The 25,118-nt window shown below is 67.8% G+C and carries 22 protein-coding genes and 1 pseudogene; 4 read left to right on the top strand and 19 right to left on the bottom strand.

All coding sequences use genetic code 11. From position 1 onward, the window contains the following. The 8 genes from VI480_RS12080 to VI480_RS12115 form a co-directional block, all read right to left on the bottom strand. The coding region (locus VI480_RS12080) for an FAD-dependent oxidoreductase (protein WP_323673102.1) at nt 1-405 on the bottom strand (405 nt) is incomplete at its 3' end. 54 nt (nt 406-459) lie between these two features. After that, nucleotides 460-915 (bottom strand): hypothetical protein, encoded by a 456-nt coding sequence (locus VI480_RS12085; protein ID WP_323673103.1) that lies wholly within the window; start codon nt 913-915, stop codon nt 460-462. 2 nt (nt 916-917) lie between these two features. Next, nucleotides 918-2,120, bottom strand: a complete 1,203-nt coding sequence (locus VI480_RS12090) for an FMN-binding glutamate synthase family protein (RefSeq protein WP_323673104.1) — start codon at nt 2,118-2,120, stop codon at nt 918-920. A gap of 20 nt (nt 2,121-2,140) precedes the next feature. Continuing rightward, nucleotides 2,141-2,935, bottom strand: coding sequence for a hypothetical protein (locus tag VI480_RS12095; protein WP_323673105.1), 795 nt, complete (start codon nt 2,933-2,935; stop codon nt 2,141-2,143). Further along, nucleotides 2,923-3,852: a hypothetical protein gene (locus VI480_RS12100; RefSeq protein ID WP_323673106.1), complete on the bottom strand. Its 930-nt coding sequence runs from the start codon at nt 3,850-3,852 to the stop codon at nt 2,923-2,925. Before VI480_RS12100 ends, VI480_RS12095 begins: the two co-directional genes overlap by 13 nt. A gap of 88 nt (nt 3,853-3,940) precedes the next feature. After that, complete coding sequence (locus VI480_RS12105; RefSeq protein WP_323673107.1) at nt 3,941-5,341, bottom strand: hypothetical protein; 1,401 nt, start codon at nt 5,339-5,341, stop codon at nt 3,941-3,943. A 223-nt stretch (nt 5,342-5,564) separates the two neighbouring features. After that, entirely contained in the window at nt 5,565-5,858 is a 294-nt protein-coding gene (locus VI480_RS12110; RefSeq protein ID WP_323673108.1) for a hypothetical protein, read from the bottom strand. Between the two features lie 341 nt (nt 5,859-6,199). Next, nucleotides 6,200-8,062: a hypothetical protein gene (locus VI480_RS12115; RefSeq protein WP_323673109.1), complete on the bottom strand. Its 1,863-nt coding sequence runs from the start codon at nt 8,060-8,062 to the stop codon at nt 6,200-6,202. 79 nt (nt 8,063-8,141) lie between these two features. On the opposite strand from VI480_RS12115, the gene VI480_RS12120 reads away from it, so the two are divergent. Both VI480_RS12120 and VI480_RS12125 read left to right on the top strand, forming a co-directional pair. Next, complete coding sequence (locus tag VI480_RS12120) at nt 8,142-8,771, top strand: hypothetical protein (protein ID WP_323673110.1); 630 nt, start codon at nt 8,142-8,144, stop codon at nt 8,769-8,771. Nucleotides 8,772-8,836: 65 nt separating this feature from the next. Next, entirely contained in the window at nt 8,837-9,148 is a 312-nt protein-coding gene (locus VI480_RS12125; RefSeq protein ID WP_323673111.1) for a HigA family addiction module antitoxin, read from the top strand. 123 nt (nt 9,149-9,271) lie between these two features. Here VI480_RS12125 and VI480_RS12130 read toward each other — a convergent pair whose 3' ends face one another. The 10 genes and pseudogenes from VI480_RS12130 to VI480_RS12175 all read right to left on the bottom strand — a co-directional run bounded on the left by VI480_RS12130 (nt 9,272) and on the right by VI480_RS12175 (nt 22,520). Beyond that, nucleotides 9,272-10,555, bottom strand: coding sequence for a DUF2399 domain-containing protein (locus tag VI480_RS12130; protein WP_323673112.1), 1,284 nt, complete (start codon nt 10,553-10,555; stop codon nt 9,272-9,274). Continuing rightward, entirely contained in the window at nt 10,552-11,670 is a 1,119-nt protein-coding gene (locus VI480_RS12135) for a TIGR02678 family protein (protein ID WP_323673113.1), read from the bottom strand. The genes VI480_RS12130 and VI480_RS12135 overlap by 4 nt, the downstream gene beginning before the upstream one ends. Continuing rightward, a complete protein-coding gene (locus tag VI480_RS12140) occupies nt 11,667-13,337 on the bottom strand; it encodes a TIGR02677 family protein (RefSeq protein WP_323673114.1) in 1,671 nt (556 codons plus the stop codon). Before VI480_RS12140 ends, VI480_RS12135 begins: the two co-directional genes overlap by 4 nt. After that, complete coding sequence (locus VI480_RS12145; protein WP_323673115.1) at nt 13,334-17,470, bottom strand: TIGR02680 family protein; 4,137 nt, start codon at nt 17,468-17,470, stop codon at nt 13,334-13,336. The genes VI480_RS12140 and VI480_RS12145 overlap by 4 nt, the downstream gene beginning before the upstream one ends. A gap of 182 nt (nt 17,471-17,652) precedes the next feature. Next, the gene (locus VI480_RS12150) at nt 17,653-18,093 is read right to left on the bottom strand and encodes a TA system VapC family ribonuclease toxin (protein ID WP_323673116.1); all 441 of its coding nucleotides are present in this window, start codon (nt 18,091-18,093) and stop codon (nt 17,653-17,655) included. After that, nucleotides 18,090-18,329 (bottom strand): hypothetical protein, encoded by a 240-nt coding sequence (locus VI480_RS12155; protein WP_323673117.1) that lies wholly within the window; start codon nt 18,327-18,329, stop codon nt 18,090-18,092. The genes VI480_RS12150 and VI480_RS12155 overlap by 4 nt, the downstream gene beginning before the upstream one ends. 150 nt (nt 18,330-18,479) lie before the next feature. Continuing rightward, on the bottom strand, nt 18,480-19,541 hold the full coding sequence (locus VI480_RS12160) for a Rieske 2Fe-2S domain-containing protein (protein WP_323673118.1): 1,062 nt from the start codon (nt 19,539-19,541) through the stop codon (nt 18,480-18,482). A 65-nt stretch (nt 19,542-19,606) separates the two neighbouring features. Continuing rightward, a pseudogene (locus VI480_RS12165) lies at nt 19,607-20,431 on the bottom strand (methyltransferase domain-containing protein); the annotation flags it as partial. A gap of 211 nt (nt 20,432-20,642) precedes the next feature. After that, the gene (locus VI480_RS12170; RefSeq protein WP_323673119.1) at nt 20,643-21,917 is read right to left on the bottom strand and encodes an ABC transporter substrate-binding protein; all 1,275 of its coding nucleotides are present in this window, start codon (nt 21,915-21,917) and stop codon (nt 20,643-20,645) included. Nucleotides 21,918-22,028: 111 nt separating this feature from the next. Next, entirely contained in the window at nt 22,029-22,520 is a 492-nt protein-coding gene (locus VI480_RS12175) for a hypothetical protein (protein ID WP_323673120.1), read from the bottom strand. Between the two features lie 488 nt (nt 22,521-23,008). On the opposite strand from VI480_RS12175, the gene VI480_RS12180 reads away from it, so the two are divergent. Beyond that, entirely contained in the window at nt 23,009-23,263 is a 255-nt protein-coding gene (locus tag VI480_RS12180; RefSeq protein ID WP_323673121.1) for a hypothetical protein, read from the top strand. Nucleotides 23,264-23,292: 29 nt separating this feature from the next. Here the strand turns inward: VI480_RS12180 and VI480_RS12185 are convergent, their stop codons facing one another. Beyond that, nucleotides 23,293-24,198, bottom strand: coding sequence for a hypothetical protein (locus VI480_RS12185; protein ID WP_323673122.1), 906 nt, complete (start codon nt 24,196-24,198; stop codon nt 23,293-23,295). A gap of 129 nt (nt 24,199-24,327) precedes the next feature. Between VI480_RS12185 and VI480_RS12190 the strand changes: the two genes are divergently transcribed. Further along, nucleotides 24,328-24,861 carry a DUF4143 domain-containing protein gene (locus VI480_RS12190; RefSeq protein WP_323673123.1) on the top strand — a complete coding sequence of 178 codons (534 nt, stop codon included), beginning with the start codon at nt 24,328-24,330 and terminating at the stop codon, nt 24,859-24,861. Nucleotides 24,862-25,118 lie beyond the last annotated feature (257 nt).

The raw sequence follows: 25,118 nt of genomic DNA on the forward strand, positions 1-25,118 counted from the left end.
GCCCTTCATGTAGCTATCCGAGGCCGCAGCGCCCTCGACGAACGTCGAGGAATACCCGATGGCCGCCTGCTGGGCTGCGATGGAGGCCACGTCGTCGCGCATCGCCTCGTGACTGATCTGCATGTAGCCCACGGGGTGGTAGGAGAACGCTTCAGGGTCGCTGTCCCACACGCTCACCGAGTGCGCCATCAGCTCGCGCATGGCCGGCTGGAAGTAGTTGTTGCGGATCACGCCGCAGGCAATGCCCGAGGCCCCCGCGCCGACGCCGGACTTGTCGATGACGACGATGTCGGCTCCAGAGCCCCGACCCGACGACCTCAGGTCACGGGCGAGGTTCCACGCCGTGGACAAGCCGTGAATGCCGCTGCCGATGATGACGTAGCGAGCGCTGGTCGGTAGTGCCATTGCCGATGCCTTCTTGAGAATGGTCCTCTTGTGTGACGTGTCGAGCGTGCGGGCTCAGTGGCCAGCCGGGGCCTCCCAGCCCTCCAGCACCGGCGCACGCCAGTCGGTGCCGACAATTCTGGAATCCTCCACCCACGGCCCCAGCTCCACCTGCGGGAACTTGCAGTGGATGTCTTTCAGCGTGATGCCGTAGCTGTTGCCCTCGGTGAGATGCTTCATCAGCACCTTGCGGGCGATCTCGTCCTCGCGGCCCTCGGGGATGTCGAAGTAGATCTTCAGGAACGAATTGGAGTACCGATCGAACACCGCGGGGATGCCGTCTTCGGAGAGCAGCGTGATGTCCTCGAGCCAGTTGATGTCGGGCCCCGGCGTGAGCTCCAACAGGTCGATGTCCTCCACCAGCGACATGTCCTCCTGGTAACCGAACCGCTTGCCCGCCAGCACCTCCGCGTCGATGGCCACCGTGCGGGTCTCGCGGGTGCTCTCGCCTGTGCTTGCTGAGTTCGCCATGCCTACAGCCCTGTCAGGGTGATCAGGAAGTTGTAGACCCGCAGGGCCGCCTCGTCGACATCGAGGCGCTTGCGCAGCTCCACGTCCTGGGTGGCCACGCCGACGGGACACCGGCCGGTGTGGCAGTGGTAGCACTCGCCGGCGGGAACGCCGATCGTGCCCTCGTAGTCGGTGACGCCGGGAATCTCCTTGTTGCAGTTGAGCGCCATCAGTGCCGCCGTGCCGAGCGCAATCGCATCGGCGCCCAGCGCCAGGCACTTGGCAACATCGCCGCCGTTGCGGATGCCGCCCGCAACCACTAGGTCGATGTCGTCGGCGAGGCCGACGTCCTCCAGCGCCCGGCGGGCCTCGGGGATGGCAGCCATCAGCGGGATGCCGGTCTCCTCGGTGGCCAGGTGCGGGCCGGCACCGGTGCCGCCCTCGGCTCCGTCGAGGTAGATGACGTCGGGGCCGCACTTGGCGGCCATGCGCACGTCGTCGTAGACCCGGGCCGATCCCAGCTTGAGCTGGATGGGGATCTGGTAATCGGTGGCCTCGCGGATTTCCTGGATCTTCAGCGACAGATCGTCGGGACCCAGCCAGTCCGGATGACGGGCCGGGGAGCGCTGATCGATGCCTGCTGGCAGCGAACGCATCTCGGCCACCTGCTCGGTGACCTTCTGGCCCATCAGGTGGCCGCCCAGACCCACCTTGCAGCCCTGGCCGATGAAGAACTCGACTGCGTCGGCCAGCATCAGGTGGTGGGGGTTGAAGCCGTAGCGGCTCTGGATGATCTGGTAGTACCACTTGGTCGACAGATCCCGCTCCGGCGGGATCATGCCGCCCTCGCCCGAGCAGGTGGCGGTGCCGGCCATCGAGGCGCCCTTGGCGAGCGCCATCTTGGCTTCCAGCGACAGCGCGCCGAAGCTCATGCCGGTGATGTACACCGGGATGTCCAGCTCCAGCGGTTTCTCGGCGAAGCGTGAGCCGATGACCGTCTTGGTCTCGCACTTCTCGCGGTAGCCCTCGATCACGAAGCGGGTGAGCGTGCCGGGCAGGAACACCAGCTCGTCCCAGTGCGGGATCTTCTTGAAGATCGAGAAGCCCCGCATCCGGTAGCGGCCCAACTCGGCCTTCACGTGGATGTCGTTGATGACCTCGCGGGTGAAGATCCGGCTCTTGCCGAGCACGTCGGTGCTCGCATTCACCTCGTTTTCGTCAGCCATGACTGTTCTTCCCCCTGCCTCTAGTGAATGACGAGCTTGCGCTCGGACGGCTCAAGCTGGTCGTAGTTGTGCAGCACCTTGCCGCAGACGAACTTCTGGAACTCGGGTGGGTCGCCGAGCCCGTGGATGCGGAACTTGCGCTCGATCAGCTCGGTGTCGGCATCGTTCCACTCACCAGGCACGCAGTCGACCCCGAGCGAGGCCACTGTGCCGGCCACGTAGATCTCGCCGTCGTACATCGAGTCGCCCAGGTTCATGCCGGCGTTGCCGCAGATGATCTGCCGGCCCCGCTGCATCATGAAGCCGGTATTGATGCCGACATCGCCCAGCACGATGATCGTGCCGCCCTTCTGGTCGATGCCGGTGCGGGCACCCACATCGCCCTTCACGATGAGGTCGCCGCCGCGGATGGCGGCACCGGTCAGCGAACCGGCGCTGCGCTCGATGGTGACGACGCCCGACATCATGTTCTCGGCCACCGACCAGCCCACACGACCGTTGATCGTCACCTCGGGCCCGTCGATGAGCCCGCACGCGAACCAGCCGGGGCTGCCCTCGAAGTGGATCCGGCAGCGCTTCAGGATGCCGACCGCCAGCGAGTGCTTCGAGGCCGGATTCAGGATGGTGACGTCGGTGATGCCGTCGTCGTAGATGAGCTTGCGCATCGCCATATTGATCTGGCGAATCGTCAGATCGGCCGCATCGAAGCGGGCCCGGCCGCCCTCGACTTCGATGTTGTCGGGCATGTCGGCAGTGGGCTCGACCAACCCCCGAGCGTCGTAGGAGACGCCGCTGCGGGAACCTACACCTGCCACACCAGCACCTCCCGCTCGTAGGGATCACGCGTCACGACCTCGCGCTTCACCAATGACCGGATGGCCACTTCCTCGGTGGCAACCGCCACGAGCGGCTCCGACTCGAACAGCACCAGCGGCTTGGCCGCCATCTCGTCTTTGGCAACGCCCAACTGGTTGCCGGTGACGCAGACGTAGGTGAACACGCCGTCGAGATCATCGAGGCTGTGCTTCATCGACGTTTCGAGCGTCAGGCCCCGGCTCATGTACTCGGCGAGGTACACGGCGATGATCTCCGAGTCGCACTCGCTCTGGAACCGGTGGCCGTGCTGCTCGAGGCGCCGGCGCCACTGGTGGTAGTTGGTGAGCTGGCCGTTGTGCACCACCGCCACGTCGGCGAAGGGGTAGGCCCAGTAGGGGTGTGCGCTGGCGAGATCCACCTCGGACTCGGTGGCCATGCGCACGTGGCCGATGCCGTGCGTGCCCCGGAACGAGCCCAGGTTGTACTGGTCGCTCACGGTGGAGGCGTCGCCCAGGTCTTTGATGATCTCCAGCGAGCTGCCCAGCGACAGCACCTCGCAGCCGGGAACGTCTTCGAGGTAGTCGGCCAGGGCCTTGAGATCGCCGCCGTAGCGGATGGTGGCCCGGAAGGCGTACCCGGTCTCGCTGGTGACCGTGGCCACCTCGGCGCCGATCTTGGCCAGGCGGCTCTCCACCTCGGCCCGGTTGCGTTCAAGGCGCTCGGCCATGCCGATGCCCGTGCTCTTGTTCGGCTCGGCCAGCACGAACCGGATCACGACCAGGTCGTCGGCCGGTCCGTACACGGCGTAGCCGGTGGAATCGGGCCCCCGGTGCTTCATCGATTGGAGCATCGCCGTGAGCTCTGCTCCGATGTCGGCGGTTCCGTCGCGGTGGATCACTCCGGCTATGCCGCACATGGTGCTCCCCCCTTCGTGGGTGCTGTTGGTCTTTCAGATTGTGTGCCGGCCCGCCTCTGCGAACCGGCCGGATGGCTGTCGGCCCCCCTCACGGCAGGACGTCGAGGTACTCCTCCACGTCCCAGTCGGAAACGGTGTGCAGGAAGCGTTCCCACTCGTCGGTCTTGTAGTGGAAGAACACCTTCTCCATCTCGCCGGGCAGCGAGCGCATGACGACCTCGTCGTTGCGGAGCGCCTCGAGGGCCTCGCCGAGCGTGAGCGGGATCTTCTCCACGCTCTTGCCCGCCTCCATGGCCTCGTAGATGTTGCGCTCCTCGGGCTCGCCCGGGTCGAGATTGCGGTCGAGGCCGTCGTCCATCGCCATGAGCAGCCCGGCGAACGACAGGTGGGGGTTGACCGAGCTGTCCGCCGAGCGATACTCGAACCGGCCCGGAGCGCTCACCCGCAACGCAGTCGTGCGGTTCTGGAAGCCCCAGTCGGCGAAGACCGGCGCCCAGAAGCCGGTGTCCCACAGCCGGCGGTACGAGTTGACCGTCGGCGAGGACAGGCACGTCAGCGCCCGGACATGCTCGAGAATGCCGCCGATGGCCTTCATGCCGACAGGCCCGGGGAGCTGCGGGTTGTCGCCTTCGGGCAAGAACTTGTTGTTGCCGTCGGTGTCCCACAACGAGATGTTGTGGTGGCAGCCGTTGGCCGAGACGCCCATGAACGGCTTGGGCATGAAGCACGGGAAGGCGCCCAGCTCGCGGCCCACCTGCTTGCACACCTGGCGGTAGGTGGTGAGGCGGTCGGCGGTGAGCTCAGCCCGGTCGAACTGGAAGTTCAGCTCGAGCTGGCCAGGAGCGTCCTCGTGGTCGCCCTGGATCATCTCGAGGCCCATGGCCTCGCAGTACTCCACCACCTTGTGGATGAGCGGCTGCAGCTCGGCGAACTGGTCGATGTGGTAGCAGTTCGGCTTGGTCATGCCCTCCACGGTGGGCTTGCCGTCTGCATCGGCTTTGAGCCACATCATCTCGGGCTCGCAGCCGGCCCGCAGGTGCAGCCCGTGCTTGGCCTCGAACTCGGCGTGGAGCCGCTTCAGGTTGCCCCGGCAGTCCGAGGTGAGGAAGGCTCCGCCGTCTACCTCTTCTTCGCGGCCCCGGAACAGGGTGCACCAGACCCGGGCGGTCTTGGGATCCCACGGCAGCGGCATGAACGTTTCGGGCTCGCCGATGCCGACGAGCTCGCGGGCTTCGGGGCCGTAGCCGATGTAGTTGCCGTGGCGGTCGATGAAGAGATTGGCGGTGGAGCCGTAGACGAGCTGGAAGCCCTTGCGGGCGATCATCCCGAAGTGCTTGGCCGGTATGCCCTTGCCCATGATGCGGCCGGTGACCGACACGAACTGGCAGTAGAGGTACTGGATGCCGTCGGCCTCTATCTGGCGCTCGACTTCGGCAATCTGTTCCTCGCGTCCGTCGGCTTCGACGAACATCTCAAGATCGGTGGCCATTGCTCCCCCTATCGGCATGGCTTATTGGATTCATGCGAACCGTAACGCCCCGCGAATTGTGCGTCGGCACACCCGCTTGCGGACGTGTCTAAGCCGCACCGCAACCTAGCACAGTGTCCGAGATGATGTCTAATGTGAGTAGCGGCTCTTTCCTCACAGTAGAGACACCCAGTCCGTCCCGAGACAACACTCGATATCCGGCTGGCGCAGCCGCTCGCGAGGATCAGGGGACTCGAGCGATGAACCAGCGGGTCTCGGGAAACTGAGAACCGGTGTCTCCAGACTGGGCGGCAGACAGGTACGGCGTCACCATGGCGATGACGAAGTCCGTGCCGACGGCGTAGTACGGACCTGACAAGAAGCCATCAGCGAACTGTGCGCCAGCCGCCGTCACCCTGCCGTCGCTCGTGGCCCAGAGGCTGAGGCCTCGAGGAAAGTCGAGCTCGGTCTCGCTCCATTCGAGCACCGGCCCTGTTGACGCGTCCTCGGGTGATCCAGCCTCGGGCGACACGCGCACGCCGTCATCGCCCTCGTGACGCGGGGACGTGTCCGGTTACCGTGTGGGCGTGTCCGGCGGGGCCGACATCGCATCGACGGGTGGCGACTCCACGTTGGCGGGTGATGAGGGATCGCTAGTGACTGTGGCAATCCGCTGGTCACTGCTGTCGGCTGCCGCCTCGGCACCACCACTCGACTCGCCGCGCTGTTCGCCGCCGCTCACGGCACGATCTGCGACGGTGCCTCCGCACCCCGCCGGCACCAACAGTCCTGCAAGTACAAAGTGACTCGCCAGCCATAGGCGAACTGCATGGCCAATCTGCGGGCGAGATGTGCGACGAGCTTGCTTCCGGCGAGCGTTCATGGCACGCGGGCGATGAACCAGCGGCTCGTGCCGCTCGACCACGTAGCCATGCCGTCGCTGCCCGAATCCGAAGAGTCAGACCCAAGCACGTCGAACACCTGCACCGAGGCGATCACAAAGTCCTCGCCCACCGCCACGGTCGCCGTGGCCTCTGCGTCACCGAGCCCGAACGCCTCCGCGACTGTCTGCCAACCCCAGTTCGTGCCATCGGCTGACCATCCGATCCACATCTCCCCGAAGGGCGAATCTGACGCGTCGCGTTGAACGCCGAAGACGGATTGGAGATCTTCCTCGGTGAATGTCACCAAGTCCTCGCCCGTGTCGGGATCCTCGAATGTGAGTTCGAAGATGTCGCCGTGGTCCTCTCGCACGCCTTCAGGAATCTCGTCGCTCTCGATGATCTCAGGGCCGAACTCGTACACCGCCGCGTCTGCGGTGAGATCCCACAGCGTGATCCCGCCCTCCGGCTCGCCGTACCGGAGTTCGTAGCCGTCTTTGGCTACCCGACCGACCGGCAATCCCGAAGCGCCCGAACTCGCTCCGGCGGGCTCAGGGCGGGGCTGCATCGCTGTTGCGGCGAGGCCTGCCGGCCCACTGCTGAGCTCGACGAGACGGGGGAAGTCTGCGAGCCAGGTGCCTTGAACAGCAGAACCGCCCTCGCTCCATCGAGTCAGGTAACTGTCTGACCCGTCGGATCGGAGCATCCACACGGAGCCGCCGGGCCCGATGGCAGAACTGTCCAACGGCGCTCGAATAGGCGGCCCATCAGGCGTCTGGTCGCTCCAGGCGTGGCCGTCGGGCGAGGTGAGCAGCGTGACCATGCCGCCGTCTGCTTCGGTCAGCACGATGAAGCCGCGAGCGTTGCCGATTGCATGCGCCCGCCGACCGTCGAGCACGGCAGTCTCGGTGAGCACAGGGCCGGATCCTGAGTACACGCGGATGGGCCCGGGATCGTGCGCTCCTTCGACGATCGCCATCTGCTCGGCCGACAATCCGAGTTCGTCGACGGTGAACCTCAGCGGCTCGGCGGGCGTCTGCTGTGCGCTGTCGGAGGCAGGTTCCTCGAACAGCTCGAAGCCGACTCCGTCGCCGTCAATGGAGATCCAGCGCGGTCCTGCACCGGACGGCAGCAGGCCGCGGTCCCCCAGCAGTGCTTCGAAATCGAGGGAGAGGTGCGTTCTGACGGCCGCTACGACATGCGGACCCGATGTCGCGACTGCGACCACGATGGAGTGAGCAAGGGCGTGCTCGGGCAGTTCACGCGGCGCTGCCTCGAGCCGAGCCTCGTGCCAAGTCGAGCCCCTGTCGTCGGAGACGTAGATCCGGCCGCTGAAGCCGGCATCGCGGGGATTGCCGCGCGGCCATCCGGCAAGCGCCCATCTCTCACCCGTCAAGTCGAAGCTGTTCGGCCACAGAGAGGGCGGCAGGTGCAGCTCTGACCAAGTGGAGCCGTCTGCGGTGACGATGAAGTACGGCTCGGCCTCTGATGGCTGGCCGCCCATCACCACCCGCCCGTCACCGGTCGTGAACAACCTGCCAAGTTGGTCGACACCCGGGTCGAATGCGGTCCAGCGCAAGATCGGCCCCGTCGACAGGTCCTCAGGCGAGGGGTCACTGGCAGTCCGGTCGTCGGTCATTGCCGCTGTGCCCACGCGATCCGGTTGCGCCGCCGCCTGCGAGGACGCCTCTTGAGCACCGACCGTCTCGATCCGCTCTGTCGCACTCTGTTCCGCAGCGACTTCGGCCGCCTGTCGGGCGTCGTCGTTGCCCTCGACAGCAACCACGCCGCTCCCGCCGCCGCACCCCGTCACCGCCCACGCCGTGACCACGATGCCGAGCGATACAAGAAGCCTTCCCACCGCCCTTGGACGCCGCCGACCAACCACCGAGTCGAGCCTATGTCAGGGCATGTCGAGGGATGTGCCGCGCCGGGTAGACATGGCTGCCGAAATCGACTGCGGAGGCGTTCTGATCATGCGCTGGCGGAGACTCCTTGTTGCGGCCTTGGCAGTGGTGGCCCTCGTGACTGCCTGCGGCGGCAGCGAACCCGACCTGACGGCGGCGACGATCCCCGACGATGCGTCCGCCACATCGGTGCATATTCACGAAGACGGCGAGGTGCACGTTCACACCGGCGACGAAGCGTCCGATGACCTGCCCGGCAGCGGCGAGATGAACCACGACATGGGCGACATGTCCGCCGCGGAGGATGCAGCACACGACCACGCGGCGACCAGGGAGGTCGCTGCTGGCAGTGCGGTGCCGACGGTCGCCTTGGAGGTCACGCCGGACCCCGCCAGCGGCTGGAACGTGCAGATCGCCCTGGGGAACTTCCGGCTCGCCCCCGAACGGGCCTCCACCGACCACGTCGAGGGCGAAGGCCACATGCACATGTACATCGACGGCGCGAAGGTCAATCGCCTCTACGGGCTGTGGTACCACCTAGGCCATCTCGAGCCGGGCGAGCGTGAGGTCCGCGTCGAGCTGTCAGCCAACGACCATGCCACACTCACCCATAACGGCGAGCCCATCGACGCCACCGTCATCGTCACCGTGCCCGCGTCCTGATCGACCAAGGTTGGCGAGAGCGACGCCGTGTCCGAGTCGTGGACTATCACTGACCCGGAGGAAGCATGACCACGGAATCGAAGTTGCCGCCGATCCACCCCGGCGAGGTCCTCAACGAGGAGTTCCTTGCCCCGATGCGCATCACCCAGTACCGGCTGGCGGTTTCCATCGGTGTCGACCCGCGGCGCATTCACTCCATCGTTCACGGCCAGCGGTCCATCACTGCCGAGACGGCCCTGCTGCTGGGGCGTTTCTTCGGGAACTCTCCGGAGTTCTGGATGGGGCTTCAGGCTCAACACGATCTCGAAGTCACCCAAGACCGTCTGTCGGAACGGCTGGACAGGGTGATCGTCCATACGGCCGCTCACGCGACGTGACCCGATTTCGAGACTGTCACCACTGCGACGCTGGCTGAGGTCCCGACTTCATTGCCGACGCGACTGTGGTGACGAGCCACAGGAGGTTGTCGGGGCCGCAGCACGACAACTCGGCATCGAACGTCAGCGGCGGGTGGTGGCGTGGGCGGCGAACGCTGTGAGGAGTTCGTCCACGACGAGTTCTTCGTGGACGACGGAGCGGAGGGCGGCGAACTCGGCGGCGAGGTCGGGGTCCCATGGCGTGGGACCGCAGGCGTTGGGGTCGCTCGGCAGTTCGATGCCGTTGTCCGCCGCGTGGCTGAGGGCGCGGAGGTAGTCCGTGGCACCCATCATCCAGGGAACGCAGCCGCGCTCGGCCATGCGGCGGCAGATCGCTATGCCGTCCGAATCGCAGTCGCCGTGGTAGCTCAGGGCCGCGCCAGAAGCGGCCAACTGGGTGACGAGTTCGGTGACGGCGGTGGAGGGATTGCCATTCGTGCACACCATGCCGAATGGCGCTTTGGAGATGATCGCCGCCTCGATGACACTCGGGTTCTCCGACACGAGAACGGCTGTGCCATCGGGAGCTTCGATGGGGTGGGCGCGCAGCAAGCGCAGGCTGAGGTGCAGCGGCATCCCGCTGTCGGCGGCGCTGTTCAGCATGGAGGCGAGCGGCGAGGAGCCGATCGGGCGCAAACCCCAGGTGAGCACAGGCGCGGAGACGGCATCGACTTCGATGCCTGCGGCTTCCCACAGCTGTCGCCCCTCGAGTACTTGTCCTGACGGCCCCAGAGTTCGGCGCAGCGCCCGCTTGGCCGCCGACGCGAGCTTGGTGCCGTCGTCGAGCGCATGGGCCGAGCCGAAGAGCCGAGCCGCCAGTTGGGCGCGGGTCGTGACGCCGGCCGGTGCGTCTGCCGCATGCCTGAGCAGTCGCCGGACGTCGTCGACCAAGGAGGCGACCTCGGGCTCGTCGAGGCTGCCGATGAGGCCTGCCGAGCGCAGTTCCTCAGCCCAGTCAGCCGCCCACGGCTCAGGCCAACCGGCAGCGGCGTCGGCCAGCGCGCTGTGCGCCCGCCTGGTGCGCGCACGTGCGCGGCGCGCTGCCACTGCCGCCGGGTCGGGAGGATGCCCGAGCCGGGACAGCGCGGAGTCCAGGTCGTGGCCGATGCCTCGGCGGCGCAGACCGTCCTCCAAGGCGTTCAGGTCGACACGTGCGGCGGTCGGGCGCTCCAGCAGGGTCGACAGCGCCAGGGTGCAGCGCGGTTCGATGGCCGGCATGGCCATGGTGCGGGCCGTCGCCTCGCCGTCACGGTCGAGCCGGCGGCGGACTTCCCGCCAGAGCGCCGCCAGCCCCGGATCGGTCAGTGACGCGGGCACGGCATCGGAGACGCTCGGAGTGCCCGCGGCGTCGGACGGGTGCGCGTTCACAGCATCGATGCCTGCTCGTGGGACGCCTCGACGCGGTAGCGCGCCGCAGCCGGCAGCACGACCACGCTGTGATCGTCGAATTCCACCAGGCGGTGATCGGCCAGCAGCTCCAGCGCCTCGGCAGCGAGCCGTTCAGCATCACGGCCGAGCTGCGACCAGTACTGACGATGCTCGGCGGAAAACTCGGAGACCATGCGGGTCACCGCCTCGCGGCTGACGGGCGAGGCAGGATGCTGCGCCAGCGCGTCGGCCAGCAGCAGGGCAGCGTGGCCGACGGTTCCCGTCAGCGGGAAGCCCGCATCGGTGAGCTGCCCGTCGGGATCGACAGCCATCACGCCTTCGGCGCGCGCCTCGAGGCGCAGCCCGAACATCTCGTCGAAGAAGTCGGTCTCCTCCCCGAGGCGGCGACGCAGTTCGGTCCACTCGGCATCGTCGAGGTCGCTGCGGTACAGCACCGGTTCTTCGAGCAGCAGGGCTCGCATCCAGGCACGCGCCGAGCGGCGGCTCTCGGACCGGTCGAAGAGCTCGTCGACGCACTGCGAGCGTGCGAGGGTGGGCATCGGCAGCATTGCGATGCGGTCAGGTCGCATCTCGAGCAGGGCATCGGCGTCCTCGTCTTCCCGAAAGGCATCGACCCGCTCGGCAAGCTCAGTCGCGAGCCCGTGCGCGATCATCCATCGCAGCGCCGTCACCACTGCGCGCCGGTCCGGCGACTCTTGACCGAATTCGACGCCAGCCTCCGCCGCGGCGGCGCGCACCGCCCCCACGAGATCGCGCAGGCTGACCACGCTCGGACCGGACACGACCGCGGCCAGTATCAGCGCCAGCGCCCGGTACTCGGGCAGGCGGAACGGCCGCGGCTGCGTGCCGGCCGTGCGCAGGGGGCGGCGTCGGGGAACCGTGGTCGTCTTGTAGAGCCGTGCCGTGTCGGCGGCCACCAGCAAGCGGTAGCCGAAACGCTGCGTGAACCACTGGCCGAGACGCTGTTGATGCCGACGGATCAGCGCGAACTCTGCGGGGTGCCGCTCGGCCGCTGCCAAGGGGTGCATGACGACAAAGCGGGCTGCATCTCGCCTCTCGGCAGCCAGCCGATCCGGGGCATCGCTCTGGCTCATGCCGCCGATACCTGTCGGGCGGCGGGCAGCGGCGACGGCGGAGAGAGCGCGACCGCGCTGCGGATGCCGATGGCGGCGTCGGCATCGACGATGGCGACGGTGATGCCGTGCATGGTCATGCGGCCCTGCGGGCAGCGCACCACGGTGCTGCGGCGGTGCATACGGCGCAGCTCGCACCGGAGTCCCCAGGCATGGGCCACCCGGGCACCGGTGGCGTCGGGAGCCTGATGGCCGGCAGTGCCGATGAGGTCGCGCAACAGGGCAAACGCACCCGCGGACAGCTCGGCGCCGTCGAGGTCGCCTGTGGCATCCGCGCTCGACAGCAGTTCGGCCGCGACCGCTTCCTGCTCGAGGCGTTCGCGTTCGAGACGCTCCCGCATGAGCTGTTGAGCTTCGCGACGGTCCCGCATCGGCGTGGGCCAGCCGCGCTGAACCACATCGCCGCGCTCGCGCAGCGAGACGGGCACCACGGCACGCGGGGCGTCGCTCCAGGCGGTCGTGGTCGGCGCCGGGTCGTCCGCGTCGGCGGCGAGCAGGCCAGCGTGACGGCATGAGCCGAGCCCGAGCGCCGCAGAGAAGACGTCATGGGCACGCGACGAATGCGGCGCAGCGTCCACGAAGGCTGCGAGCCGCAGGAAGTCGGCTCGCCGCGAGGTGGTGAGCGCTCCGAGGCGAGACAGGCGGCTCAGGTTCGCGGTCAGCGTTCGCACTGCCGCCAGCGCCTGTTCGGTGAGCTGCGTCAGCCGAGCCGGCCGTCCCGGGGCATCCGTGAACCAGCCGCCGAGATGCTGCCAGTGCTCAGTGTCTGAGCCGCGTGCGCGTCGCACGTCGAACTCGTCGGCGAGCCCGGCGTCGCTTACCCGGCCGGCGAGGCCGGTGTCGATCGACGCCAGCAGCGCATCCAGCCGGGGCATGATCGCCTCCAGGCATCGCTCGATCGGCCCGCGCATCCGCTCGATCTCGTTGAGCCGCTCGTCGACGTAGCCGACGATCACCCCGGCGAGCAGCTGCACTTCCTCAGGACTGAGGTCGTAGCGGCTCTGCCACTGCGCGAGCTGTCTGAAGAATCCGGTGATCTCGTCGACGAACCGCTCGTGGGTGTCGAACACCGCGCGTACCGCAGCAGTTGCGTCAGCAGCGGCGAGGTCACGGAAATTGCCTGAAGCATGGTCCGCCAGCAACTGCAGCCCGCGGTGCAGATCGCCCAGCCGGCCAGCTTGGGGATCGGCCACCTTGTCGGCACTGGCGAGCACGCGTTCGACGAGGTCGAATACCTGCTGACCGGCCGGCGTGATGAGGTAGCGATGCCGTCGGCGGTAGTAGTCGTCGATGCTGGAGGGCCGTCCGATGTCGGTGGACGCTTCGAGGTTCCCCCAGCGCCTCAGGCTCTCGAGCCGATCGTGCACCGTGTCGGGGGACAGACGCTCGGCGAGGTCCGCGTCGCGGATCTGGGCATGCACCTCGGCCGGGCCGAAGTCGGAGAAATAGGTGTCGGCGAACACGGCGAGAATGGCCCGGTACTCGGCCCATTCCTCACCTCCGAGATACCGGAACAGCAGGCGCGCCCGGTCGTCAGGACCCGGACTCTCGTAGGCATCTCCGCCGAGGTCGCCATGCGCTGCCCCACCGGGCAGCGGCTCGACGGGGTCTGCGGCAGTGTCGCTCATGCCGCGGCAACCTGTTCGGTCGCGTGTCCCTGCCAGATGTAGCGGTCGAGCAGGATCGTGCGCAGCGTGGGGTCGCGCACGATCTCGACGATGGACAGCTCCGGCAGGGTTGCGTGATCACCCCATAGCCGCTCGCTGGTCGCTATGAAATCCAGGTCCAGCGCCACGAGCAGGCCGAACAGCGCTGCGTGGTTGTCGGCCGAGACCTTGGCGAAGGCATCGTCGAGCAGCACGAAGCGGGCGATGCCGGGCTGGTCGCCGTGCGACCCTGCCTGGGATTCGGCCATGGCATCGCAGGAGGCCGCGACGGCGACGAACAGCGGCAGGTAGGTGACCAGCTTCTTCTCGCCTTCGGAGAGCGGCGTTCGCTTGGTCAGCCGCGCCTCGGCGGCTTCGGGGCGGGTCACCATCACGTCGAGATCGTGCCACTGCTTGTAGTCGAGCGTCTGGGCGATGAGCTGCCGGTAGGACGCATCGGGCTCGTCGGCGCGGGCCTCTTCGAGTCGTTCTGACAGCGCGGCTCGCACTGCGTCGTTCTCGTCGGGGGTCCGCAGGTCGGGCTGCTTGGCGAGGAGTTCCACCATGCGCGAGGTGGACTGATCGAGTTCGGGCGAGCGCCGCCAGCGCAGCCGCACACCGACCCGATGGGCGGTCGCGACCGAGCTGAGCCGCTGGTTCATCAGGTCGATCAGTCGCTTCGCGCCGTGCATCTTCTGCGCTATCTCTGTGGCGATGAGCCCCTGGAGCAGCTGGCGCAGTGCGTCGGTCTGCTTGCGATCGAGCAATCCCGCTGTCTGGCGAAGCTGTGCCGCCGCGCCGTGACGGGCCTCAGCCAGCGTGGAACTGGCAGCCAGCGGCCCGCTCACCTCGATCCGCAGCGGCCGGGTCGGGTCGGGCTGGAAGTCGTACGCGTCCCAGCCGCCGCCGAGTGCGTCGCGCTGGCGCCGCAGCGACTGGCGCACACCGTCGGCGCTGACGGTCTCGGGCGGCGATCCCGCTTCGACTCCTGCGCCGACGAGGCGCTCCGCGCCGTCTGCCACCGCAGCAAGCCCGGTGTGCCCGACGGCGCCGGCGGCCGGCATCTCGACCTCGTCTCCGTCTGCCACCGCGTCGAGGTAGCCGCGGGTGCCGAGCACGTCTTCGAACTCGGTGCGGTACGCATCGCACTGCGCTTCTGCAGCACCCGCGGCACGAGCGGCGGCATCGGCCTCAGCGCGCAGGCGTGCTTGCTCACCGACGGCGGCGTCCCTCCGTTCTCTCAGCCGCGGCAGGTCGCTGTCCATGTCGTCAAGTTCGGCCTTGAGCCGATCTCGTTGGGCACGCACCCGTTCGTACTCGGCACCGACCGTTTCGGTCAGCATGTCGAGCCGTGCCTGCTGTTCATCGCGGTCGGCTGTCGCGCTGGCGAGCGCACGGGCGGCCTCGTCGCGCTCGGCGAGCGCGAGACGGAGCCGATCGGCCAGCCGATCCCATTCGCTCACCGATCGCCGCAGCGTGGTCAGGTGCGACGCGCACTCCGCGCAGTACCGGTCGAGCTCGGCCAGCCGAACCGTGACCTCGCGCAGCGACGAGCGGTTTCGCGGCAGCGCGTGCGCCGCGGCGATGCGATACAGCTCCTCCTCGGTGCCGAGCGCTGCCTGCTCGGCTTGTCCTGCCTGGTCTGCCGCCGCCTGCCGACGTGTCTCGGCATGGGCCAGCTCGGCGGCGGCCGTCTCGACCGCGCTCTCTGCTCGATCGAGCGCCGTAGACGACGGGAAGGCGTTGCGGTGCTCTTGCAGCGCGATCAGCAGGCGCCGCTGGTCCGCATGCAGCTCATCGAGGCGAGCGGTTTCGGCCGCCCGACGCTCCAGCTCGCCCCGTGCCAGCTCACGGGCACGATCCAGCGCTTCGAGCCGTGCCGCAGCGCCGATGTGCTCGGCTCGCTCCTTGTGGTGGCGACCGGCGAGTGTTCCCAGGCGGAACGAGCCGTCGGTACTGACCGCAGCGACGGCCGTTCTAGCGTCACTACCCCGATTTCCCGCCCTGTCGGGCTGGCGACCGCTGCCGTTCGCCCGCTCACAGTTCACCGATGCCAGCAGCCGGGCGATCAGGCGCTCATCGACCTCACCACCAAGCCGGCTGGGAACGGTGACGGCGAGCATCCTGCTCAGCGGGTGCTCGGCCGGCTCGGCATCGACCACGATCAGCTCGCCGGTCGCCAGCTCAAGCGTGTCGGCGGAGGCCGGTCGTGCCGACAGCAGGCCCGACGCCTCCATGGCAGCTTCGAGCCCGACCCGATCCGCTGACTCGACTTCGGCCGCGAAGTCGACGACATCGGCCAGGCAGTAGACAGCGGGAGACTGCCACCCCAGGCGGGGCGGCTGCGGTTCGGCACGGCCCATCAGCTCGTCGAGCACAGCCTGCTGCTCTTCGACCGCCGCCCGAGCCTCCGACCTGAGATGCGCCGAAGCCGCAGCTCGGTCCGACTGCGTCGCGATGGCTGCCTCGATCGACCCGATCAGGCGGGTCTGCAGATCCGAGCGGGTCTGCGGCGCGGATGCTGCCGTCGCTGCGTCGTCGGCCACTGCGGTCGGCGATGCGGCGTCGTCGCACAACCGGGCCGAGTCGTCGCTCCACTGCTCGATGCGGGCCGTCCACTCGCGCATCGCGTCGGCCCGCGACGCTTCCAGCAAGGCGCAGCGTTCCGCCGCCTGCTCGTGGGCTTCGGCGGCGGACTCGAGTGCGCTGCGCGCGCTGTCGAGCCGGGCTTCGGCCTCGTCGCGCCGGTCCTGCGCAGCGCTGACGGCCCCGATGTCGCCGCGCCGCTGCCGTGCCGCTGCTTCAACGCCCTCCAAGCGACGCCGCGCATCGGTCGCGTCGAACGGCTCAGGCGCCACGGCATCGACACCGTCGATAGCCGACCGTCGCAAGCCCAGTGCAGGCGGGGGACGCTCAGCCAGCCCGCACCGTTCTGCGATCTGCGCGGCATGCGACAGCCCCTCGTTCAGATGACCCAGATCATCGTGACTGCGCCGCTGTGCAGCGTCGAGCTCTGACGTTGCGCCGACGATCACCTCGTCCGCCCGTCCGAGACGCCGCCGCGCATCATTCGCTTGGCGGACGAGCCGCTCTACGAGGTCTCGCAGTGCATCGAGCTGGCGACCGTCCTGGTAGGCACGCGATTCCTCCACGGCGGAGACCTCGCTTCGCAGCCGCCGCACGCGGCTCTCCGACTCCGCGATCTCCTCATCGATGCGCTGCACCTCCGCATCCGTGTCGCCTGCCTGCGTATGGAGCTTCGCTGCCGCCCGACGACTGCGCTGATGCTCAGCGAGCAGGCGACGCGCGTCGGCGACCCGGACCCGCAGATCGGCGGCGCAGTAGGCGCGATAGCGCTCCAGCAGGCTGCCGAGCGTCGAGACGGTGCGCTCCAGCGCCGCCACGTTGCGACGATGCTCATCGAGGTCATCCAGCGGCGCCGCCGCATCGGTGAGCGCCCGGTCGGAGAGTTGCGGCAGCGCGTCCATCAGATCGTCAGGCAGGTCGCGGTCGATCCGGTCGCCCACTCTCGGGTTGCGCACCTTGTCGATCAGCCGGATGTGCTGATCGAGCCCGGCGCCGCCGAACAGGCGCTGCTCGATGAGCCTCCGGTAGTCCCGCCGGTCCCGCTCGCGGAACACCGGATCACCGCCGAGACGATCACGCAGCGCATCCGCAGACAGCGCGACGCCGTCAGTGACGAGATCGATGTCGATGCCGGGCCGCTGGGAGGTCGCAAACCACCACGTCGTCACATTGTCGGCTTGCCGGTTGGCCCTGATGCCGCAGCCGCAGGCGAAGAACTCGCCGCCGCGCCGGTACTCGATCCACAGGTAGCCGACCGGCTGGGGGTCGTCGCGTCCTTCGAGCATCCACGACCGCAGCGGACCGCGCTGATCCTGCGCGGCGTCGATATCGCGCTGCCTCGCCGTGAGCAGGAACGGCAGCAGCATGTTCATCGCCGTGGACTTGCCCGAGCCGTTCACCCCTCGCAGCAGCAGCCGCCCGCCGCCGAAGTCGAGCACCTCATTGCCGTACTGGTAGACGTTGATGATCCCTGCGCGTTCCAGCCGCCAGCGCTCCGGTGCGGCATCGGCAGTCGAGTCTTCGGTCACGGCGCAGAACGTAGCCAACCGGTGTGACACGAATGCGCCTGAGCACCGATGCGGGGCTGGCAGAATGGCCGGGTGACGCAATTGCCGACCCGACCGCATCAGAATCTGCGCTCGTCATCCGACGTCGGCGAGAGCGAGGCGGAGGCGCAGCATCCGCAGAGGTGACTCCGCCCGGCCGTCAATCAGTGCGGTGCGCCGGGCTGTACCGGGTTGATCCAGCGGATCTGGGGGAAGCGGGCGAAGTCGGAGTCCGCCGAGGCCATCGCCACGCCGTGTTCGATGCACAGCGCGGCGAGCGCCGCATCGGGAAGGAGATTGGCGGTGAGATGCAGTTCACAGATGAGTCCGCCGAGGATCTCGCGAAAGCCGGGTCCCGGTTCGGGGATCCACGCGTGAGGCGCGGCGAGCCAATCCTCTACGTATTGCCATGCTTCTGCGGGGTTCAGCGGCGCCGATACGGCACGAGGATTGGTGGCGATCCGTAGGAAGCCGGTGGTCGACTGCCAAGGCAGCCCGATGCGCTGCGGCCCGTTCAGAGCGTCCTCGATCCACGTCTTGGCAGGATCGTGGAACGGGCTGGACTCGTCGACGGCGTAGATCAGCAGGTTCGCATCGACGATCACGTCGGGCTGCCGGGCATCGGGCCGTCGATCAGCTCCAGGGCCTCGGCCACGTTGCTGACGTCGATGCGGACGCCGAGCGGGCGGGTCTGCTGCACGAACCGCTCGGCGCGCGCCGGTGCCGTCAAGCCCTGCCGGATGAGGAAGTTCGCAGCCTCCGACACTCCCATGCCGCTGTCGCGGCGCAGCCGAGAGAGCGCCAGTGCGACATCGTCCTCGAACTCAATAGTCGTGCGCATGCATCGAATCTATCATGGACATGTCAAAACTTACACATATGCATGCTTCAGCAGAGGCACCTGCCGCACGACGCCCGGCAAGATGGCGATGCGGCTGCTGTTCGTGACGGTCACGCGACGCAATTTCTCGGCGGCGAACAGCGCGGGGAATCAGTTTCGCGGGGTTCGCACGGCGGCCGTGGGAGTCCAATCGGGGTAGTACTGCGCCCAGCAGCGTCGCAGACACATCACCGGCCCGTCGTCTCGACAGAGCGTCGGTGACTGTCGGAAGATCTTGGCTTCCCAGATCCGGACATCGTTGCGCCACTGCGAGATCCAGTTGCCCACCGCGTACCAGACCACGGCTCTCGGCATCTTGGGATCCGCGAACCAGCAGAAGTCGACCTGCTGTTCGAGCGGGGCCACTGGGAGCTGAGTCTGGATGATCTCGATCTCGCCGGCATCGGGAATCTTGAGCCTGAAGTTCAGGATGCTGCCGGCACCGGTGAAGGTGACCCGGGTGCTCGCTCGGGTGCGCTCGATGGGCCGGCCGCGGACCTTGAGCACCGTCTCGATATCAAGCTGCGGCCTGCACGACTCCCGATCATCGTCGAGATCCAGGCGGGCTGTGTGCTCAAGACCGACGCCGGGGACCGGGATGAGCGTCCACGGAATGTTCATCCGACTGTGGAGATAGCGGAAATGCGCCGTGTCGGATGCGTTCTCGATGAGCTCGATCATGTGCGTTCGGGTGCGGCCGGCGTTGTAGCGCCCTCGCAAGACAAGGCGCCCGTCGTCGATCTCGGGGACGCGAGGGACTCCGTGCGGCACCGCATCGTCCGCCTGCTGCCTCGTTTGACTGTCACGGTGGTACATGAAGATCGAACCGTGCACCTCTTCGACGGGAAACGACTCGGCCACGGCGCGCGTTGGCGGCGTGCTGCTGTAGGGGACACTCGCCACCCGGCCGTCGCCGGTGAACTGCCACGCGTGGAACGGGCACTCGATGCGGTCCCCGCAGACGCGACCGTCCGCGAGATTCGCGCCGAGGTGGGGGCAGAAGGCTGACATCGCGAACACGTCGTCGGCGTCAGTGGTGCGCCACACGACCAGCGCCCGGCCCAGGCATTCGAGGCAACGCGCTCGTCCTCTCCGCAGCGACTTCGAGCTGGCCAGCCGGTACCAGCCGTCGGGATACGGCGGGGGGTAGCTGGCCAGACGCAGATCATCCAAGAACGGCGAGTCCCGACGCCCAGGCCGGCGACTTGCACGTCTGCCCCCGGTCCCGGCCCTGCGGTTCATGAGCCGGAAGGTTCATCGCCGACCGCATCCGGTTTGCGGGCATGCACCAGATAGCAGGGCGTGAAGATTCCCTGCTCGCCCGCCTGAACCAGCGCATCGGCAGCTTCGTTCAGGATGCGGGCCGATTCGCCGGTGCCGGCCGGAACGACGCGGAGCCGTTCAAGCATCGCCATGGTCATGGCAGTGAAACGGCGGCCGGCGGGGACACGCGCCAGCGATGCCAACGAGAGATCGCGCCCCTGCAGCGCCCGGTACCACGGAAAGTCTGGGTCGCTGTCGAGTGCCTGGTCACAGCCGGAGAGAATCTCAAAGCCCGCAGACTGCACAGCCTCAACGAATCCGGAGGTTGTCGGAAGGCTGGGCGTCGCATTCGCGAACTCGACTCGCGCACGTATGTCCCCGTGGATCGGATCCCTTTCGTCGAAGCGATCCGTCAAGCACCACTCGGTCAGGGCAATCTCTCCGCTGGGCTTGAGCAGGCGCCAGATCTCCGCGAGACAGCGATGCCGGTCTGGTGCATGGCAGATCGCCTCGAAGGAGTACGCGGCATCGAATCGGCCGTCGGACAGCGGGACGTCCATGTAGTCGGCCAGCAGGAAATCGCATGCTCCGCGGACCCCGTCGGCCCGCTGCAGGGCCCGCCAGCCGCGCTGGACTTGGTAGGCGTTGAAGTTCAGGCCTGTGATGCTGGCGCCCGACAACCGGGCGATGTTGACCAACGGCCCGCCCACGCCGCAGCCCACATCGACGGCTCGGACGCCCGGCCCGAGACCCAACAGCTCGGCGACGCCGGCTTCCTGCCGACGCTGCGCTGCATGAAGGCTCTCCCGGAATTGCGCGGCGCGAAATGTTCGCTGCGTCGTGGTGCGCGGCCTGGCTCCATTGCGTCGCCGCCGCTGTCGAGGCGGGCGGCGGCGTGGTCATGACCGGTGACCAACGCGACCTTGACCGGCTCGCCGCTCCGTACCCCCATGTCCACGTTGCGCCCGTCTGACGAGCCAGTCGGCTTCGGCTCTCACCGCGCAGTGGCCGCTACCGGTTGGCGGGCTGGCTGGGTGGGTCGTACCAGGAGTCGAGGCTTGCCTGGAGGCGCTGCGCACCGGAGATGGGGTCGAGGCCGCCGGTCAGAACGGCGGCGCTGACAGCCCACGCCTCGTGCTCGAGACCGGGTTCGCCGCGGGAGAGGAATTGAGCCGTGTTGCGGCTGGTCGATTCGCAGTTGTCCCGCCACGAGGCGAACTCGCGGGCGAGCGGGTCGTCGATATCCGCCGGTGTGCCCCTCAGGGTGAAGAACCCGGGCAGGGCGTTCGCGAAGATCCGGGCGAAGTCCCTTGACGTCGCCCAGGTCAGAAGGGTTCTGACGGCCTGCGGGCTGTCGGTTGCAGCGTTCATGCCCAAGCCGATGTCGGTGTGGTCGCTGATGTAGCAGGTGTCCTGGCCGGCAGGCGGCGGCGGAGCGAACGCACCGAGTTCGAAATCGGCTGCGGAGCTGAGCGCTGCGATCTCCCACGACCCGGCGGGGTAGATCGCCGCGTCGCCCGCAGTGAACATGGCCCGCGCCTCGGCGTGAGTCATCTCCGGTGCGCTGCTGGGCAGGTACTGCGACCACCGTTGCAGCGTCGTGAGGGTGTCCACATATGGCTGATCGGTCAGCTTGGCCGAGCCGTCGATGAGCGCCAGCCGACCCTGCTCGCCCTTCCAGTAGTTGGGTCCGATGCTCTGGAACCCCATCGTCGCGGCCTCCCACCGGTCGCGGGTGCCCATGGCCAGCGGGACGAGACTGCCCTCATCCCGGATTGCCTCCAGCAGGCCGAAGAACTCCTCCTCGGTCCGCGGCTCGCGCAATCCGAGCTCACCGAAGGCCGTCCGGTTGTAGACGAACCCATGGATCACCGAGGCCACCGGCACGCAATAGGGGATGCCGCCGTCGGCTGCCCAGGCGCTCCTTTCGTCTGGGCCGAAGGCCTCGATGCCTGGAAGGTCAGCGAGCGGCGCCAAGTGGCTGCGTTCGAAGAGCGCCAGAGAGGTGTCGAATGCGCGGCAGGCGATCACGTCGCCGGCTGTGCCCTCCGCCAAGCGCTCTTCCAATGCCGCGTCGTACTCGGTGGGCGACGTTGGCACGAACGCCACCTCGATGGCGGGGAATTCTCGCTCAAACGCCGGGATGATCAGGTCTTCCCAGACGGCTGCGTCCTCGGCCCTCCAGCTCTCGACTGTGATGGTCTCGGCGTCGGCCTCACCGCATGCCGCCGCCCCAAGGCTCAACGCGGCGGCGGCGACGAGCAGTCCTAACCCGAATCGTCTCACGGAAGCCTCCGTCCCTGCCGGAGCAGGCTGGCATCGCTCTTGTTCCGCCGAACCCGGAACTCACCGACGAGCCGGCCGCAGCGCCTCGTGAGCGCGGCGAAGTGGGTGCTGTCAGGCGGATGCCTTCTTGGAGACGTGCAGGGTGAGCGCGCTGACCAGCAGCGTGCCGATGAACAGGCCCTGGGTCATCACGTGGCCGCGCTCGCCGAACAGAATCGCCCCGGCGGTGAGCAACGCGAAGAACAGAACGCTGAGCCCGATGCAGGCGGTCCCCACCTCGTACCGGTGCGGCTTGCGGGTGACGAACGCCGCCAGCGACACCAAGAACAGCAAACCGAGCACCACCTCGATGACGCCCACGATGATCGCCAGCGGCCATGCCAGCGACGTGGGCATCCCCAGCGCGGGCAGCATGACGTTCTCGAGGCCCATCTTGAAGTTCACGCCGTAGAACGTGTCAGCGTTGAAGAACTTGTCGAAGCCGTTCAGCAGCCAGAACAAGAACCAGTACAGGCTCAGCACGGCGCCGATGCCGGCCTTGTCGTGAATCCGCACCAGCACACCGGCAATGCCGGGTGCCTTGGCCGCAGCTTGATCATTCATCGCAAGACTCCTCGCTCGATCCCGGCCGCAAACTAACGCTCCGGAGCCAGCACCCGACGGACCCTCAGCAAGGTGCCTGGTTGCTTCTCGTGCCAGATGGTGGGCAGCGGTTGGCGGCGAGAACTCGTGTGGTGTTCGGTCAAGGTCGCTGGGGGTCCCTCGCTGTTTCGGCCGTTTCCCCCGCCTCCCCCCAATACGGGGGGCTGAGCCGTCTGCGTCTTGTGGAATCGGATGCGACTCAGCCCCGTCGCTGGTCGTAGCCGTTGGGCGAAAGGTGGGCGATGCGGGCTGGCTACGTGTCTGCCAAGACCACCAGCGCCGTGCTCGTGTGGGCGGCGTGCGACCGAGATTGTCCGCGGAGCCTCCCGGTTGCCACCGCTCGGTCGGTGCGGCGGCCTTGGCAGACACCTGCTTCCCGGTCGGGATGCTCTGACCTGCACATTCGCGATCCGACGCTTGTAGGTACGCGCGTTGTACGATCCGCGCACATGGAGACAGCCGAACCCGACGACACGACTCCCGGCGACAGCGCCGCGGAGTCGATCCGCGGATACATCACTGCGATGAACGACGGCATCGCAGCACGGTTCGATGGGCTGGAAGCCAAGGTGGATGAGGGTTTCGCTGCGGTGAACAGTCGCATCGACGGACTTGCTGCCGAGGTCGGCGGGGTCAAGGCAACCACCGACGCTCTGTTCGATGCCACGGCAGACAACACGAGGAAACTGCGCGAACGCGACTGATATTGACAGCTTCGCCAAGGCGAGGAACATCACGGCGGGAGAGCTGCCCCTTGTCTCGCGTCGGCCGCGTGCTGATGGCACTTGACGTAGGTGCCGTCGGGCAACGCGGCTTCTGATTCGATGTTGTCCGGTTCGACGGTCTTGGCCTGCCGGTGTCGGCGCAGCGTGACGAGCGCCGCGAGAGCCAAGCCGACTCCGGTGACGATGGCGCCGATCGCTGCGGGACTGAGTCCGCCGCCGGGCGCGGTCTCGGCGTACAGCGAAGCAGGGTGCTGCTCGGCGGCGAACAGATCGAGTTCCCACGAGTACTTCGATTGCCTCACCGAATCGGCATTGTGCTCGACGGCCTCGCCCGGCAGCCTCACCGAGACTGCCAGCGTGGGCAACTCCAAGCCCAGAGCCTCGGCCTCAGCGCGGTCCTCCGAGGTGAACTCCTCATCGGCCAGCTCCTCGCCGAGTGACGCCAGATCCAGATCGAAGCGCCAGCCGTCACTGTCAGTGCGGCGAATCCGCGGTCCGTTGTCCCCCGCCAACGCCGCCAGAACGGTCTCGCCCTCACCAGCCGACCAAGTTCGCCCGAACCTGACAGCGCAGACCCCATCAGCCAAGGAGACATCGACGTCGTCCAGCTCGCTCAAGCCGAAAATGCTCGGCACATCGGCACCGGACCCGTCGACGACCCGCCGGCACACCTCCCCGGCTGTCCCGGACGCGTCGCCCTCGCCGGACCCCATGAGGCTGAGCATCGCCACGTCGATGCCGATCGCCGCATCGACAGAACCCGAGCCGTCCTCGCGCACCACCAGATCAATCTCGAAGCGGTAACACGCCGTCGCCAGAACAGCCAACGCTCCGACGGCCACTGCCGCACGGGCGAGCGAACACCAGCGAGCCAAGACACGGCGGCGTGAGCGGGTTCCAGCCACCGCAGTCATTGCGCCCGTGCAGGGCCGAGCCGTTCCTGGATGATCTCGGGCTGCTCGGCCAGCAGCGCCAGGAGCACCCGCGCCGGGCCCTGTGGGCGTCGCCGCCCTTGTTCCCAGTCAGGTCAGGCAGAGCTGCCGTTGCCGGAGATCCAGCGCAACCTGCGCGGCTACCTCACCGAAGCCGCCCGAACCGACGTCCGGCTTCTCGATGATGCCGCCATTCCGAGTCCTGCCGGCGTGGAGCGGCTGCTGCGTTCGCTGGCCCGAAACGTCGCGACCGAAGCCAGCATGAGCACACTCGGCGCCAACGCCGAACGCCTCATGGGCGACATGACAACGCTCGGCCTGCTGTTCGAGTCGCTCGTGGTGAGAGACCTGCGGATACTCGCCCAGCCCTACGACGGACGCGTCGCACACCTGCGCGATGCCGCGGGCACAGAAGCCGACGCCATAGTGGACTTGCCCGACGGACGATGGCTCGCCGCAGAGATCAAGCTCGGCGGGGGCGATGCAATCGAGGCAGCGGCCCAGTCATTGCGACGCGTACGCGACAGCGTTGCCGCTGACCGCGCCAAACACCTGGTCGGCATGGCAGTCATCACGGCTCTCGGCTTCGCGTACGCCCGCCCCGACGGCGTACACGTCACGCCCATCACCGCCCTCGGCCCCTGATCCGACAACGACCTCGACAAGGGGCTGCACTAGAACCCCCTTTACGTTGTCGGGCGGTCTGGGCCTGGTGTCAACACTCGGTCGAGCCGAGATGCCGTACCGTCGCGAGCATGTTCAGAGAGCATTCTGCGCCGCCGGAACGCGCTCAACTGATCACCGCGGTGCTCGCGGTGGTTCTCGCGGTGTCGTGCGCCGGCGAGTCCGGCCGCGAGGCCGGGGTCGGGGCGGGCGGCAGCGCGGTCGGCGGCGGCTCGTTG

Source organism: Candidatus Poriferisodalis multihospitum, assembly GCF_028283155.1.
In the GTDB taxonomy this organism is placed as follows: Bacteria; Actinomycetota; Acidimicrobiia; order Acidimicrobiales; family Poriferisodalaceae; genus Poriferisodalis; species Poriferisodalis multihospitum.